This window comes from Pseudomonas kurunegalensis, from assembly GCF_030291635.1.
GTDB classification, from domain to species: Bacteria; Pseudomonadota; Gammaproteobacteria; order Pseudomonadales; family Pseudomonadaceae; genus Aquipseudomonas; species Aquipseudomonas monteilii.
Genome location: NZ_CP127871.1, coordinates 2,876,380 through 2,892,046 on the forward strand (window position 1 = coordinate 2,876,380; position 15,667 = coordinate 2,892,046).

General features: G+C 58.7%; 12 protein-coding genes. 11 read left to right on the plus strand and 1 reads right to left on the minus strand.

Going from position 1 to position 15,667, the window contains the following annotated elements; translation table 11 throughout:
* The first annotated feature begins 16 nt into the window (after positions 1-16).
* From QQ992_RS12830 to QQ992_RS12870, 9 genes are all read left to right on the plus strand, one after another.
* Positions 17-766 carry an electron transfer flavoprotein subunit beta/FixA family protein gene (locus tag QQ992_RS12830; protein ID WP_286113707.1) on the plus strand — a complete coding sequence of 250 codons (750 nt, stop codon included), beginning with the start codon at positions 17-19 and terminating at the stop codon, positions 764-766.
* Entirely contained in the window at positions 766-1,704 is a 939-nt protein-coding gene (locus tag QQ992_RS12835; protein WP_286113708.1) for an electron transfer flavoprotein subunit alpha/FixB family protein, read from the plus strand. The genes QQ992_RS12830 and QQ992_RS12835 overlap by 1 nt, the downstream gene beginning before the upstream one ends.
* Positions 1,705-1,721: 17 nt before the next feature.
* Positions 1,722-2,573, plus strand: a complete 852-nt coding sequence (gene purU / locus QQ992_RS12840) for a formyltetrahydrofolate deformylase (RefSeq protein ID WP_286113709.1) — start codon at positions 1,722-1,724, stop codon at positions 2,571-2,573.
* A gap of 47 nt (positions 2,574-2,620) precedes the next feature.
* Positions 2,621-5,068: a GcvT family protein gene (locus QQ992_RS12845; RefSeq protein ID WP_286113710.1), complete on the plus strand. Its 2,448-nt coding sequence runs from the start codon at positions 2,621-2,623 to the stop codon at positions 5,066-5,068.
* A gap of 117 nt (positions 5,069-5,185) precedes the next feature.
* Positions 5,186-6,187, plus strand: coding sequence for an ABC transporter substrate-binding protein (locus QQ992_RS12850; protein WP_286113711.1), 1,002 nt, complete (start codon positions 5,186-5,188; stop codon positions 6,185-6,187).
* A 156-nt stretch (positions 6,188-6,343) separates the two neighbouring features.
* Complete coding sequence (locus tag QQ992_RS12855; RefSeq protein ID WP_286113712.1) at positions 6,344-7,426, plus strand: ABC transporter ATP-binding protein; 1,083 nt, start codon at positions 6,344-6,346, stop codon at positions 7,424-7,426.
* Between the two features lie 30 nt (positions 7,427-7,456).
* The gene (locus QQ992_RS12860; protein ID WP_286113714.1) at positions 7,457-8,731 is read left to right on the plus strand and encodes an ABC transporter permease; all 1,275 of its coding nucleotides are present in this window, start codon (positions 7,457-7,459) and stop codon (positions 8,729-8,731) included.
* 6 nt (positions 8,732-8,737) lie between these two features.
* A complete protein-coding gene (locus QQ992_RS12865) occupies positions 8,738-9,586 on the plus strand; it encodes an ABC transporter permease (protein WP_286113715.1) in 849 nt (282 codons plus the stop codon).
* Between the two features lie 45 nt (positions 9,587-9,631).
* The gene (locus QQ992_RS12870; RefSeq protein ID WP_286113716.1) at positions 9,632-10,687 is read left to right on the plus strand and encodes an ABC transporter substrate-binding protein; all 1,056 of its coding nucleotides are present in this window, start codon (positions 9,632-9,634) and stop codon (positions 10,685-10,687) included.
* Between the two features lie 139 nt (positions 10,688-10,826).
* Here the strand turns inward: QQ992_RS12870 and QQ992_RS12875 are convergent, their stop codons facing one another.
* Positions 10,827-11,576: a FadR/GntR family transcriptional regulator gene (locus tag QQ992_RS12875; RefSeq protein ID WP_286113717.1), complete on the minus strand. Its 750-nt coding sequence runs from the start codon at positions 11,574-11,576 to the stop codon at positions 10,827-10,829.
* A gap of 301 nt (positions 11,577-11,877) precedes the next feature.
* Between QQ992_RS12875 and QQ992_RS12880 the strand changes: the two genes are divergently transcribed.
* Both QQ992_RS12880 and QQ992_RS12885 read left to right on the plus strand, forming a co-directional pair.
* Complete coding sequence (locus QQ992_RS12880; RefSeq protein ID WP_286113718.1) at positions 11,878-13,965, plus strand: hydantoinase/oxoprolinase family protein; 2,088 nt, start codon at positions 11,878-11,880, stop codon at positions 13,963-13,965.
* A gap of 12 nt (positions 13,966-13,977) precedes the next feature.
* Positions 13,978-15,615, plus strand: a complete 1,638-nt coding sequence (locus tag QQ992_RS12885; protein ID WP_286113719.1) for a hydantoinase B/oxoprolinase family protein — start codon at positions 13,978-13,980, stop codon at positions 15,613-15,615.
* Positions 15,616-15,667 lie beyond the last annotated feature (52 nt).

The window sequence follows — 15,667 nt, forward strand, 5'->3', positions numbered from 1 at the left end:
ATGCGTGGAGGTGGAGATGAAGGTTTTAGTGGCGGTCAAGCGAGTGGTCGATGCCAACGTCAAGGTGCGCGTCAAAACCGATGGTTCTGGCGTGGAATTGAGCAATCTGAAAATGGCGATCAACCCGTTCTGCGAGATCGCAGTGGAAGCTGCTGTACAGACGAAAGAAGCTGGCCACGCCAGCGAAGTAGTAGCCGTATCCGTAGGTAGTGATGCCTGCCAGGAACAGCTGAGAACGGCGCTGGCCATGGGGGCCGATCGGGCAGTCCTGGTTCAGGCACCGGATGGTCTGGAGCCGCTGGCCGTTGCCAAGGCCTTGAAGGCCATTGCGCGCCAAGAAGGCGCAGACCTGGTGGTGCTCGGCAAACAGTCCATCGATGGCGACAACAACCAGACTGGCCAAATGCTCGCGGCCCTGCTGGGGAGTGCCCAAGGTACCTTCGCGTCGAAGCTGGAGTTTGCCGGGGAGGGTGTGAAGGTCACTCGTGAAGTGGATGGTGGCCTGGAAACCTTGCACCTCACACTGCCCGCAGTCATCACCGCCGACCTGCGCCTCAACGAGCCCAGGTATGCCTCGCTGCCAAACATCATGAAAGCCAAGAAAAAACCTCTCGACCTGGTGGCCATCGACACGCTGGGCGTGGATGTATCGCCGCGTCTGAAGGTATTGAAGGTCACCGCCCCGGCAGAGCGCGATGCAGGTAAGCGCGTCGGGTCTGTGAGTGAACTGGTGCAGATGCTTAAAACCGAAGCGGGGGTGATCTGATGGCCGTATTGATTGTTGCCGAACATGACAACGCCAGCCTGAAGCCGGCAACACTTTCTACCCTGAATGCTGCGTTGCAGCTTGGCCTGCCGATCGAGGTGCTGGTTGCCGGTCACGCTTGTGGCGCGGTCGCTGAGCAAGCGAAACAATTGGATGGCGTCACGAAAGTACTGAATGCCGATACTCCGGCTTATGCGGCGCAACTGGTGGAAAACGTTGCTGCGCTGGTAGTTGACCTGGTGCAGGCGAAGCAGTACAGCCATGTACTGGCATCGGCCAGCGCGGCGGGGAAGAACCTCTTGCCCCGAGTTGCCGCCTTGCTGGACGTTGCGCAGATCTCCGACGTGGTGGAGGTGGTTTCGCCCGACACATTCGTTCGACCCATCTATGCCGGCAATGCTTTGGTGACCGTGCAAAGCCAGGACTCGGTGAAGGTGGTAAGCGTGCGCAGCAGCGCCTTCGCAATTGCAACTGCAAACGGAGGCAGCGCAACCTTGGAATCGATCAGCAATGCGACTGATCTAGGTCTGTCGCGCTTCGTCAACGCCGAGCTGCGTAGTACTGAAGGCGTCGATCTCAGCACTGCCAAAATCGTCATTTCTGGCGGTCGTGGCATGGGCAATGGTGCGAACTTCCAACTACTCGACAAGGTGGCCGACAAGCTCGGTGCTGCTGTCGGCGCCTCAAGGGCGGCGGTGGATGCCGGCTTCGTCTCGAACGATATGCAGGTGGGGCAGACCGGCAAGATCGTCGCGCCAGAACTGTACATCGCAGTCGGCATCTCCGGTGCCATTCAGCACCTGGCCGGCATGAAAGACTCGAAGATCATCGTCGCCATCAACCAGGACGAAGAAGCCCCGATTTTCCGTGTGGCCGACTATGGCCTCGTTGCCGACCTGTTCGAAGCGATGCCGGCGCTTGAAGCCGAGCTGTCCTGATTGCCGGAGCACTTATCTTGAAACGTACTTTTTGCCTCGCTTTCGATTGCCCGGACAAAGTCGGGATTGTCACCCGGGTTTCCGGAGCCTTTAGTACCCACGGCGGCTGGATCGAGGAGGCCTCCCATCATTCGGACGAAGAAAGCCAGCGCTTCTTCAGCCGCATTGTAGTGCGCGCCGACTCGCTGCCGTTCGACTATGACGTACTGCAACGCAAGCTAACGCCTTTGGCCGAAGAGCTGCAAATGAACTGGCGGCTGGTAGATAGCCAGCATAAAAAGCGCGTCGTACTCATGTGCAGCAAGGGCTCGCACTGCATGACCGACCTGCTGGACCGCTGGAAGAGCGGTGACATCAGCTGTGACATCGCCTGCGTAATCTCCAATCATGAAGACCTGCGCGGACTGGTGGAGTGGTATGGCATACCTTTCCATGTGGTGCACATCGACAAGGACGACAAAGCCAAAGGCTTCGCCCAGACCGAAGCGTTGATCGATGAGTACCGCGCCGATTGCATCGTGCTTGCCCGCTACATGCAGATCCTGCCGCAAAACCTGTGCGAGAAGTACCGGCACAAGGTGATCAACATCCATCACAGTTTCCTGCCGTCGTTCATTGGCGCCAAACCTTATCACCAGGCCTCGCGCCGTGGCGTGAAGCTGATCGGCGCCACTTGCCACTACGTCACTGAAGACCTCGACGAAGGCCCGATCATCGACCAGGACGTGGTGCGCGTCAGCCACCAACAGAACGTCGATGACCTGGTACGCCTGGGCAAGGACGTGGAGAAGACCGTGCTTGCCCGCGGCCTGCGCAATCACCTGGAAGACCGTGTGCTGGTCTACGGCAACAAGACTGTCGTCTTTTAAACCCGCGAGTCACGGCGGGCGTGCCCGCCGCATTTTGGAGCTGGATCATGAGCAATTCCGTACCGGGCTCAGCCCGTGTAGTGATCGTGGGCGGTGGCGTCATCGGCTGCAGCGTCGCCTATCACCTGACCAAGCTGGGCATCAAGGATGTCGTCCTGCTGGAGCGCAAGACGCTGACCTGTGGCACCACCTGGCACGCGGCAGGCCTGGTGCCGACGCTGCGCGCCACCTACAACATGAGCATGCTGGCCAAGTACAGCGCCGGCCTGTACGAATCGCTGGAAGCCGAAACGGGGCAGGCGACGGGCTTCTTGCGTAACGGCTCGCTGAGCATTGCGACCCATGCCGAGCGCTTCACCGAACTCAAGCGCGGCGCTTCGATGGCGAAGCTCTGCGGTTTCCCCTGCGAAGTGGTCAACCCCGAGCAAGCACTGGAGCTGTGGCCGCTACTGAACATCGACGATGTGGTCGGTGGTGTGTACTTGCCGCTGGACGGCATCGTCAATCCGGTGGATGTCACCCAGGCATTGGCCAAGGGCGCACGCATGGGCGGCGCGAAGATCATCGAAAACACTCGCGTGCTGGACATCAAGATCAAGGATGGCAAGGCCGCTGGGGTGGTCACCGAGTCCGGCGACATCGATGCCGAGTTCGTCGTCAACTGCGCGGGCATGTGGGCGCGTAACTTCGGCAAGAAGGCTGGCGTAAACGTACCGCTGCATGCCGCCGAGCACTATTACGTGGTGACCGAGCCCATGCCCGAGCTCACCCGCGTGCTGCCTACGCTGCGCGATCTCGATCACTGCAACTACTTCAAGACCGACGCCGGTAAGCTGCTGATCGGCACCTTTGAGCCGAATGCCAAGCCCTGGGGCCACGAAGGGATTCCAGACAGTTTCAGCTTCGATGAACTGCCGCCGGACATGGAGCACCTGGAGCCCTACCTCGAGCACGCCATTCGCCGGGTGCCGGCCCTGGAGCGCACCGGGTTGCAGGTATTCTTCAATGGCCCCGAGAGCTTCACCCCGGATGACCGCTACCACCTGGGCGAAGCCCCGGAGCTGCGTAACTATTTTGTCGCTGCCGGGTTCAACTCGGTGGGTATTCAATCGGCGGGGGGCGCCGGCAAGGTACTGGCCGAGTGGATCGTCAAAGGCCATGCGCCGATGGACCTGTGGGACGTGGATATCCGTCGCAACATGCCATTCCAGGGTAACTCCAAGTACCTGTACGACCGCACTACAGAAGGCCTTGGTCTGCTCTATGCAATGCACTGGCCGTTCCGCCAGTTCGAGACCGCGCGCAATGTGCGCAAGAGCATCCTGCATGATCGCCTGGTGAAGGCCAACGCCTGCTATGGCGAGGTGTCTGGCTGGGAACGCGCCAACTTCTTCGCTCCGCAAGGGCAGAAGCCCGAGTACCAATACAGCTGGGGTAAACAGAACTGGTTCGCCTGGTCAGCAGCCGAACACAAGGCGGTACGTGAAAACGTAGGGCTGTTCGATCAAAGCTCGTTCGCCAAGATCATGGTGCAGGGCCGCGATGCCATGGCGGTGCTGAACCGTATCTGTAGCAACAACATCGACGTCGCACCTGGCCGTATTGTCTATACCCAATGGCTGAACGAGCGTGGCGGCATCGAAGCAGATCTCACCGTGACGCGGCTGGCTGACGATGCGTTCCTGGTAGTCACCGGCCCGACCACGCAGACCCGCGACCTGAACTGGCTGCGCCGTAACACCCCTACGGATGCTGCGGTGGTGATTACCGACGTGACCTCGTCCATGGCCGTGATCAGCGTCATGGGACCGCGGTCGCGGGAGCTGTTGCAGACGCTCACTGCAGACGACCTGTCCAACGAGGCTTTCCCGTTCGCGACCTCACGTGAGATCGAACTTGGTTACGCCATGGTTCGCGCTTCTCGGATTACTTATGTGGGAGAACTGGGCTGGGAGTTGTACATCCCGACCGAGTTCGCCCCCGATGTATTCGACCGCATCGTCGAGGCCGGCAAGCCTTTCGATCTCAAGCTTTGCGGCTACCACGCGCTGAACTCGCTGCGTATCGAGAAGGGCTACCGCCACTTCGGCCACGACGTGATGGAAGAGGACACGCCCCTGGAAGCCGGTCTGGCGTTCGCCTCGGACTTCAACAAATCCGGCGGCTTCATCGGTAAAGAAGCGTTGCAGGAGCAGAAGAGCAGGGGTGTGACCCGGCGCATGGTGCTGTTCCGTTTCCTCGACCCCGAGGGCACCAGCTACCACGAGGAGCCGATCTACCGAAATGGCCAGATCGTCGGGCGCACCACCTCAGGCATGTATGGTCACCACATCGGCGGCAACGTGGCGATGGGGTATGTGCGCAACGACGCCGGCATCTCGCCGGAGTGGATCAAGGAAGGTGAGTACGAGATCGAAGTCGCCTGCAAGCGCTACAAGGTCGAGGCAAGCCTGCGTGCGTTCTACGACCCGGATATGCAACGCATCAAGTGCTGAAGCGCCATCCGCTGGTTCCATCACAGGTACTGGCGGGTTTCTCAGTCGCGGTAGAGAGGGTCGAACATGAACAACGCTGTTTTGCCACTCGTAATTGCTCTGTTTTCGACACCGGTCATGGCCAACAGTCTGACCGTGGTTTCTTATGGTGGGAGTCTGGCGGCTGCGCAAATCGAGGCTGCTCATAAGCCCTATAGCCAGGCTACTGGTACTCGCATCATTTCAGAGGACTATTCTGGCGGGATCGCCCAGATCAAGACTCAGGTCGATAGCCAGAAGGTCACCTGGGATGTGGTCGATGCAGAACTGCCCAATGTCCAGCGGGCTTGCAATGCCGGTTTGTTGGAACGCCTGAACCCTGCCGACCTGGCACCCGCTCCAGATGGCACCCCGGCGGCTAAGGACTTCATCCCCGGTGCACTCAGTGAATGCGGGGTGGCCAACTACGTCTGGTCCACGGTAGTGGCCTTCAACAGCAAAGCCTATTCAGGCGAGCAGCCACAGACATTGAACGATCTCTTCGACGTGCAACGCTTTCCCGGCAAGCGTGCCCTGCGCAAGGCCCCTCAGGTCAACCTCGAGTGGGCATTGATGGCGGATGGTGTACCACGTGACCAGGTGTATTCGGTGTTGGAAACCGAGGAAGGGGTAGAGCGGGCATTTGCCAAGCTCGACGCCATCAAGAAAGACATCGTCTGGTGGGAGGCCGGGGCCCAGCCGCCGCAGTTGCTGGCCGACGGCCAGGTGACCATGGCCTCAGCCTACAACGGCCGCATTGCCGTTGCACAACAGAAGGAAAAACAACCGTTCAAGATCATCTGGGATGGCCAGGTATACGACATGGATGCCTGGGTTCTGCCCAAAGGCAATCCGCGTAAAGAACAGGCCATGGCGTTTCTCAAGTTCGCTACGCAAAGCGCCGTGCTGGCCGACCAGAGTAACTACATCGCCTATGGACCGACTCGGCTTTCCGCGCAGGCGCTGGTCGACCCAAGGGTTAAAGCTGACCTGCCCACCAGCCCGGAAAACTTCGCGACAGCACTGCAACTGGATTCGGCTTGGTGGAGCGATCACGCCGATGACCTGAACGAGCGATTCAACGCGTGGCTAGCCCGCTAGCGGGCAGTGGCGAGCGCCGGAGGCGTAGTTGGCGACCTCGACGTGAATGGGGCATGGAGCCGACCAGAACAATAAAAACCAGCGGTGCCAGCCAGCAGCTGGCCAACCGATCTTCTTTGCCTGCACCCACTCAACCCGAACAAGAAAGGGGTAACCATGCAAACAGAAGCGTTTGTCAGTTTTCGCAATGTCCAAAAGAGCTACGACGGCGAGCACCTCGTAGTAAAGAACTTCAACCTGGAAATTCAGCACGGCGAATTCGTCACGATGCTCGGCCCGTCCGGCTCAGGCAAGACCACCTGCCTGATGATGCTGGCGGGTTTCGAGACCGTGACCCACGGTGAAATCTGCATCGACCGCAAGCCGGTCAATGACATCGCGCCGCAGAAGCGCGGCATCGGTATGGTGTTTCAGAACTATGCCTTGTTCCCGCACATGACCATCGAGGAAAACCTCGCGTTTCCGCTCAAGGTGCGCAATCTCTCGCGTACGGAAATCCAGGAACGGGTCCGCAAGGCCTTGGACATGGTTGCACTGGGTAAGCTCGGCAGCCGCATGCCGGCGCAGCTATCGGGTGGCCAGAAACAACGCGTCGCCCTGGCGCGGGCTCTGATCTTTGAGCCGCGCCTGGTGTTGATGGACGAGCCGCTCGGTGCCTTGGATAAGCAACTGCGCGAACAGATGCAGTACGAGATCAAGCGGCTCTCCAAGCAACTGGGCATCACGGTGGTCTACGTCACGCATGATCAGAGCGAGGCGCTGACCATGTCCGACCGCATTGCGGTGTTCAACGATGGGGTCGTGCAGCAGCTAGCCAACCCGGCTGATCTCTACGAAAAACCAGAAACCGCCTTTGTCGCGAGCTTCATCGGGGAGAACAACCGCTTGCGTGGGGAGGTGGTTGAGCGCGACGGCCGCTTCTGCCGGGTTCGGGTCGGCGAACACACCCTGAAAGCGCTCTCGGTCAATGTGCCGGCCAGCGGCGAGAAGACCACGCTCTCGATTCGGCCTGAGCGCGTGGCTATAGACCCCGCACCAGGCCTGTACGAGAACCGGTTGCCGGCCTGTATTCAGGAAATCATCTACCACGGTGATCACCTGCGTGCTCGGTTGCGCCTGGCCGGGCATGACGAATTCATCGTCAAGCTCGCCAATGCTGCCGGTCACGTACGCCCACAACCGGGTACCTGCATTGATGTTGGCTGGTCGGCCGAAGATTGCCGGGCGCTTGACGCCTGACGTCGTCCTACCAGAGATCCGGAGCTTGTCATGAATGTCCTACCTTCTGTGAACACGCCGTACGAAAGTGCAGGGGACGCCGCACAAGCGGGCAGCCTCAAGGCGCGCCTGGCCCGCGCGGAACGCATCAACAAAACGCGCTCGCTGCTGCTGGTGCTGCCGCTGCTGGCATTTATCGCTGTGTTTTTCCTGCTGCCGATCGGCGACATGCTTGTACGAAGCGTGCAAAACGCCACGCTTTCGCAGTCAATGCCGGAAACGTCGCGCGCCCTGTCTGCGTGGAACGGCGACGCTTTACCGGATGAGCAGGCCTACACCGCTCTCGGATCGGAGCTGTTGGCACTGCAACAGTCCCGTGAGTTGGAGCGGGCTTCTTCGGACCTGAACCGGGTCAAGAGTGGCATGAAGAGCCTGTTGGCGCGGACCGCACGGGAACTGGCCAAGGCACCTCAGCCCGTTACTGGCTATCGCGACCTGATGATCAAGGCGGACAAACGCTGGGCTGAGTCAGGAACCTGGAACCAGCTCAAGGTATTGGCACCGGCCTATTCGGGGGTGCACTACATGGCGGCCCTCGATTTGCAATACGACGACCAGGGTAACGTGGCCCGCCAACCCGAGAGCCGGCGCATCTACGTGGATGTGTTGCTCAAAACCTTGGGCGTAGCCTTGGGTATCACACTGGCGTGCATCGTACTGGGCTACCCGTTGGCCTACATGCTGGCTACCTTGCCGCCAAAACTTAGCAACGTGCTGATGATTCTGGTGCTGCTGCCGTTCTGGACTTCATTGCTGGTTCGCACCAGCGCCTGGATAGTGATCCTGCAATCCAATGGTGTGCTCAACAGTGCTTTGTTGAACCTTGGCGTCATCTCGCAGCCCCTGGACCTGATCTACAACATGTTCGGCACGGTCACGGCAATGACCCACATCTTGCTGCCGTTCATGGTGCTGCCGATGTACAGCGTGATGCGCAGTATCGACAACACCTACATTCGCGCCGCGCACTCCATGGGCGCAAGTTCGCTGCGAACCTTCCTGCAAGTGTATTTTCCACTTTCGCTTCCCGGGCTAAGCGCTGGCGGCATCCTGGTGTTCATCCTGGCCATTGGCTACTACATCACGCCTGCGCTGGTGGGCGGCCGTACCGGCCAGATGATCAGCAACTTCATCGCCTACCACATGCAGTCCTCTCTCAATTGGGGACTTGCGGCCGCCATCGGCAGCATCCTGCTGCTGATCGTCCTGTTCCTCTACTGGCTGTACGACCGCATCGTCGGCATCAGCAACATGAAACTGGGGTGATCGATCATGAGCCTTCCAAGCTATACCGGCCCGGTCGGGCGCGTGTGGTTCTACAGCGTCCGCGGTTTTGCCCTGTTGGTGCTGCTGTTTCTGGTACTGCCGATCATCGTGATCACGCCGCTGTCGTTCAACGTGGAACCGTACTTCAGCTTCACCAGCGGCATGCTGCATCTGGACCCTGAGGCTTTCTCGCTGCGCTGGTACCGTGAGTTGTTGGAGGATCCTTTGTGGATCCTGTCGTTCAAGAACAGCTTGCTGATCGCCACATGCGCGACGGTTATCGCCACGGCGCTGGGGACGGTCGCGGCACTTGGGCTCAGTCGCTCGAACCTGCCGTTCAAACGGCTGCTGATGGGAACATTGATCTCGCCGATGATCGTGCCGGTGATCATCTCGTCGGCGGGCATGTACTTCTTCTACAGCACGCTCGGCATCGCTCAGAGTCACCTCGGCATCATCCTGGCCCATGCGGTATTGGGCACGCCGTTTGTGATCATCACCGTCACGGCCACGCTGGTGGGCTACGACCACTCGCTGACCCGGGCAGCGGCCAGCCTGGGCGCATCGTCGACCTACACCTTCTTTCGGGTGACGTTTCCGATCATTCGTCCGGGCATCATCTCTGGCGCGTTGTTCGCGCTGGTGACGTCGTTCGACGAAGCAGTGGTCGTGCTGTTCCTGGGAGGTGTGGAGCAGCGCACGATCCCACGCCAGATGTGGTCGGGCATGCGTGAGCAGATCAGTCCGACCATTCTCGCTGCTGCCACCTTGTTGATCCTGGGCTCTGTCTTGTTGCTCGTCGCCATCGAATTCCTGCGCAGGCGGTCACTGCGCATGCGCGGGATTCGTGAGTAACCGGTTTTTCTGCCAATAACCTTCAACACAAAAAGGTAAGACCGTATGAAAAGCATTCTCTTCGTAGTTTCGGCGCTGGCGTCCTGCATCGCGATGGCTAATGACAGCCTCACGGTGGTGTCCTATGGCGGCAGCTTGGCCACGGCGCAGATCGAGGCTGTACACAAGCCCTTCGCCAAAGAGTCGGGGATCAAGGTGATCTCGGAGGACTACTCCGGTGGCATTGCACAGGTGAAAGCCCAAGTGGACACCAACAAAATTACCTGGGATGTGGTCGACATGGAGTTGCCCAATGCCGTGAGGGCGTGCAATGCAGGGCTGCTTGAGCGTATAGACCCCGACAAGGACCTGGCGCCAGGTTCCAATGGCAAACCCGCCAGCCAGGATTTTCTGCCCGGCGCGCTTTCTGACTGCGCTGTAGCCAGCATCGTCTGGACCACAGCCGTCGCCTTCAATACTCAGGCATTCAAGGGCGAACAGCCGGCTACCCTGAAGGACTTCTTCGACACCAAGACGTTCCCGGGTAAGCGCTCGCTGCGCAAGGCGCCCCAAGTCAACCTGGAATGGGCTTTGCTGGCAGACGGAGTGCCGCGCGATGAAGTTTATGCAACTCTGGAAACCGAAGAAGGGCTGGAGCGAGCCTTTGCCAAGCTAGACACCATCAAGAGCCAGGTTATCTGGTGGGAGGCGGGCGCACAGCCGCCCCAATTGCTTGCAGACGGGCAGGTGGTCATGGCCTCAGCCTACAACGGCCGAATCTACGATGCGCAGGTGAAAGAGAAGCAGCCGTTCAAGATCATTTGGGATGGCCAGATGTACGACATGGATGTGTGGACGATTCCGAAAGGTTCTCCGAAGAAGCAGGAAGCCCTCAAGTACCTTCGCTTCGCGACCCAGAGCTCGGTCCTTGCTGACCAGAGCAAGTACATTGCCTATGGCCCGACCCGAGAGTCTTCCCAGCCGTTGGTTGCTGCAGATGTGAAACCGCATTTGCCTACGACGCCGGAGAACTTCGCCACGGCACTGCAAGTGGACTCCACCTGGTGGGCCGATCATGCGGATGAGTTGAACGAGCGTTTCAATGCATGGCTTGCGAAGTAACGTGATAAGGCGCTCTGCTTATCTTTAGCTGAAGTGTGAACATAGCGCCGAGGGCGGCTTGGCGAGGGTTTCCCTCGCCATTTTTACGAAAGGGTACGCCGCCTTTCGCGCCGTCAAAACACGCCTAATCTTCTGACAGTCAGGTATGACGGTTTTCTGTTTCCTGCGTCTGCGTTGCTTGTGAAATGTCAGCAAGATTACGGTAGCGGCTATGACCGCGCTGTAAATGTGCACGCATGGCGTCCTGAGCCCTCACAGGGTCTTGTGCGCTAATAGCCTCGCACACCGCGCGATGCTCGCGGACAGTTTGCTGAAGGTAATCCGGTGTAACAAGGACGGGATCAGAGGCCTTGGTGAAAGCGGGGCGAGGTGTGACGCGGGCAGCCACGAGGTCGAAAAATTCCACAAACGCAGCGTTGTTGGTGGCTTCTGCAATGGCACGGTGAAACTTTGCATCGCACTCGTCGAGTGCATCCTCGTTACTGATAGCTGCCTCCAGTTGATTGGCAGCGTCCCAAATAAGCGATTCCTGAGCCCATGAGCGCCTGCTGGCTGCCAGGCCTGCTGCGTGCACTTCGAAAGCCATTCGCAGCTCCAGCAGATCCATGAAAGAAGCCTTGATCATGGAAATCGGGCTAAGTACAGCGTCGGTCAGGCTAGTGGGGGGAGGTGTTTGTTCCTGTTTTCGGATAAACACCCCAACGCCATGGCGAGACTCGAGCACGCCGTCAGAACTCAACGAAATCACAGCCTCACGAATGACCGTCCGGCTGACGCCCAAATCAGCCGCCAGCTGGTTCAGTGTCGGGAGTTTGTCGCCGGGCTGAAGGCTATCCTGATCGATTTTGCTCTTGATGTGCTCAATCGTCCGCCCCACTAAAGTATTCAATTCACACCTAATTCGTTGGTTCTCGATGACAGCAAGGGATTGTAGTGTCCTTACCTACCTTCCTTCAAGGTAACACCACACCTGTGCTGGTGCTACGACCTCCGACCTATCCCCGATCACCCTCATTCCTGCACATGAGTGCGAGACCTGCAAGGCTGAACGCAAGGGTGCGAGATATGATCACGTCACCGAGTGTTGACTTGAGATAATATTTCTGGGATAACACTTCCCAAGCGATTAATCCAAGAAATCCCGGCCTTTGGGTTCAGGGTGTAAAAAAGACGGTCGTTGGGAGCATGTGATGACTAAAGATGGCAAACCTGTCAGGGTTGGTGTGGACATTGGTGGTACGTTCACCGATGTGGCGATGGAAGTGGGCGAGATCCTGCATTCCACCAAGGTGCTTACGGATTACGCGTTCCCAGAGGCGGCGATCGTCAAGGGGATTCGAGAGGTGACGGCTAGCGCCGGTATCTCGTTGGGTGACATCGATACGGTCATCCATGGCACTACTTTGGCGACCAACGCATTGATTGAGCGCCGTGGAGCGCGTACAGCGCTGATCACCACCCAGGGTTTTCGTGACGTCATCGAGATGCGCACCGAGAGCCGCTTCGAGCAGTACGACCTCAATATCACGCTGCCTGCCCCGTTAGTGGCACGTAATGAGCGTTTCGTGGTTAACGAGCGTATCGCTGCAGATGGCAGTGTGCTGCAGCCGCTGGACATGAAAGAGGTCGACCAGCTGTGTGATCGCATCATCAGTGCAGGCTATGAAAGCGTCGCGATCGGTTTCATCCATTCCTATGTAAACGCAACCCATGAGCGCCAGGTGCGGGACCGCCTGTTGGCCAAGAAGCCGGAATTGAGTGTGTCGATCTCGGCTGAAGTGTCTCCTCAGATGCGCGAATTCCAACGTTTCAACACTGTGTGCGCTAACGCCTTCGTCAAGCCGCTGATTGCGTCGTATCTCAATCGACTGATCGGTCGCCTTGAAGTTGAAGGGCTGCGTTGCCCCGTATTCATGATTCACTCTGGGGGCGGGATCATCAGTGTAGATACCGCGATTCAGTTCCCGGTGCGGTTGCTTGAGTCTGGCCCGGCTGGCGGGGCAATCTTCGCTGCCCACGTGGCGACGCGCTACGGCATTGACCAAGTATTGTCTTATGACATGGGCGGTACCACTGCCAAGATTTGCCTGATCGAAGGTCAAGTACCGAAAACCTCGAAATCCTTCGAAGTGGCGCGTACCTATCGCTTCAAAAAAGGCAGCGGTATGCCAATTTCGATTCCTGTGATCGAAATGGTTGAGATCGGCGCCGGTGGCGGATCAATTGCCAGTGTAGATGCTATGCGTCAGATCCGGGTGGGCCCGCACAGTGCAGGTTCCGAGCCTGGCCCTGCTTGCTATGGGCGCGGTGGCGCCAACCCGACCGTGACGGACGCTGACTTGCTGCTGGGGCGTCTGGACCCTGATGAGTTCGCCGGTGGTTCCATCAAGTTGTCTACTGATGCCTCGGATAGCGCGATGACGATCGACGTGGCTCGGCCCCTGGGGATCGACAGCAGCACGGCGGCCTTTGGCATCAGCGAAATGGTTGATGAGAACATGAGCAACGCCGCTCGAATGCATGCCGTGGAAAACGGCAAGGAGCTGGGCGAGTTCACTATGATCGCTTTCGGTGGTGCAGCGCCGCTACACGCGGCCCGACTGTGCGAGAAATTAAGCATTGATGAGCTGATCATCCCTCCGGGGGCGGGGGTCGGGTCTGCGATCGGTTTCCTCCGTGCTCCGTTCGGCTTTGAAAGCATTCGTAGTGGTAACACGCGTTTCAGTAGCTTCGATTCCAAAGCATTGAATGCAACGATTGACGAGTTGGTCAGCGAAGCGACTTCCTTCGTTTATTCGGGTGCGCCTGATGCCCAGCCTGATCTGGAGTGTACCGCTTTCATGCGTTACGTCGGCCAGGGCTGGGAAGTACCTGTGACCGTTGCTGTGCGCCAGTACGACGACGCGGACGGTGCGCTGCTCAAGAGTGCTTTTGACGAGGCTTACGAGCGTTTCTTTGGTCGTGTAATTGACGGCCTGGATGTTGAAATTGTCAGTTGGTCGTTGCGCGCATCTTCGCGTGTGGCCCCGCCGACTGCCGTTGCTGTAACTGGCAAGGCGCGTGCTGCCAAGGTGAGTGGCGAGCGGCGAATGTTCGACTCGCAGCAGGGGCTGTTCCAGCAAGCGGCCATTGTTGCGCGTCAGGACATGCAGCCGGGTGATTGGGTAGCCGGCCCGGCTGTAATTACCGAACGTGAAACCTCGACCATTATCACTGCAAGCCGTGAAGTCATCATGCAGGCCGATGGCTGCCTGCTGCTTCGCGTCAAGCAAGCGTGACGGAGTACTGACATGAGCAGCCTCAAACTTTCCGATGTGCACCTGCAAATCATGTGGAACCGCTTGATTTCGGTCGTTGAAGAACAGGCGTTGACCCTGATTCGGACCGCTTTCAGTACCAGTGTTCGTGAGTCGGGTGATCTGTCTGCCGGCGTTTTCAACCGTGCAGGTGAAATGATCGCCCAGGCAGTTACTGGCACGCCAGGCCATGTAAACGCCATGGCGGAAGCAGTTGGTCACTTCATTCGTGATATTGGCGTCGAGCAGATCTATGAAGGTGATGTCTACATTACCAACGACCCGTGGAAAGGCACGGGGCACTTGCATGATTTTACGGTGGTATCGCCAAGCTTCCGTAGCGGCGAACTCATTGGCTACTTGGCCTGCACTGCCCACGTGGTCGATGTGGGGGGGCGTGGCTTTGGTCCCGATGCCAACGAGCTGTACGAAGAGGGTATCTTCATTCCCATCATGAAGTTTGCCGAACGCGGCAAGGTCAACCGCGACTTGATCAATATCGTCCGCAACAACGTGCGTGAAAACGATCAGGTAGTGGGCGATCTTTATTCGCTTGCAGCCTGTAACGAGATCGGCCATCGACGCCTGATGGAGATGATGGATGAGTTCCAGCTCATGGATCTTGAGGGGTTGGCCGAGTTCATCTTCACGCGTAGCTACGATGCTACCATCGAGTGCCTCAAGCAGCTTCCACAGGGTAAGTTCGACAACCTGATGCGGGTGGATGGTTACGACTCGCCCATCGATATCGCGGTCAGCCTTGAGACTCGCGGTGATCACATCATCGCTGACTTTACCGGCACCTCCGGGCCTAGCCCAAAAGGCATCAACTGTCCTTTGATTTATTCGGCGGCCTACGCGTGCTACGCAATCAAGTGTGCGATTGCGCCGGAGATTCCTAACAACTTCGCGTCGCTCAAACCGTTCAAAATCGTTGCACCAACCGACTGCATTCTCAACGCTCAGCGCCCGGCGCCGGTGTCGGTGCGGCACGTGCTGGGTCACCTGGTCCCCGATGCTGTGCTGGGGGCCATTCATAAAATGCTGCCAGGGGTGGTGCCGGCTGAAGGCGCTGGTGCCCTGTGGAACTTGCACATTAGTGCACGCCCGCTGCAAGGCAGGGCTGCGCCGGCCGACGGTGGTCAACGTGCCGAGGTGCTGCTGTTCAACAGCGGCGGCATGGGGGCTCGCCCGCAATTGGATGGGCCGAGTGCCACGGCGTTCCCAAGTGGTGTGCAGTCCATGTCGATCGAAGCAACCGAGCATGTCGGGCCGGTGATTTTCTGGCGTAAAGAGCTGCGCAACGGGTCTGGTGGGGCTGGGCAGTATCGAGGCGGTTTGGGCCAGGTCGTGGAGATTTCACCCAAAGCAGGCCACGAGCTTTATTTCAACGCCATGTTCGATCGTGTGAAGAATGCGCCGCGGGGGCGTGAAGGCGGAGAAGACGGTGCGCCAGGCAAAGTTCACCTTGATGACGGCACGTTGCTGGCCGCCAAAGGTCGTCAGCATGTACCGGCGGGGCGCCGGCTTATCCTCGAGTTGCCTGGCGGCGGCGGTTATGGCCCAGCCTCTGCACGAGACCCCGAACTGGCCAAAATGGACCTTGAGTACGACTACCTGACCCCTAACTGATTGGCATATGCGGCCCCCGGTGTTGATGGGGGCTGTACAAGGGAGTTTGTGC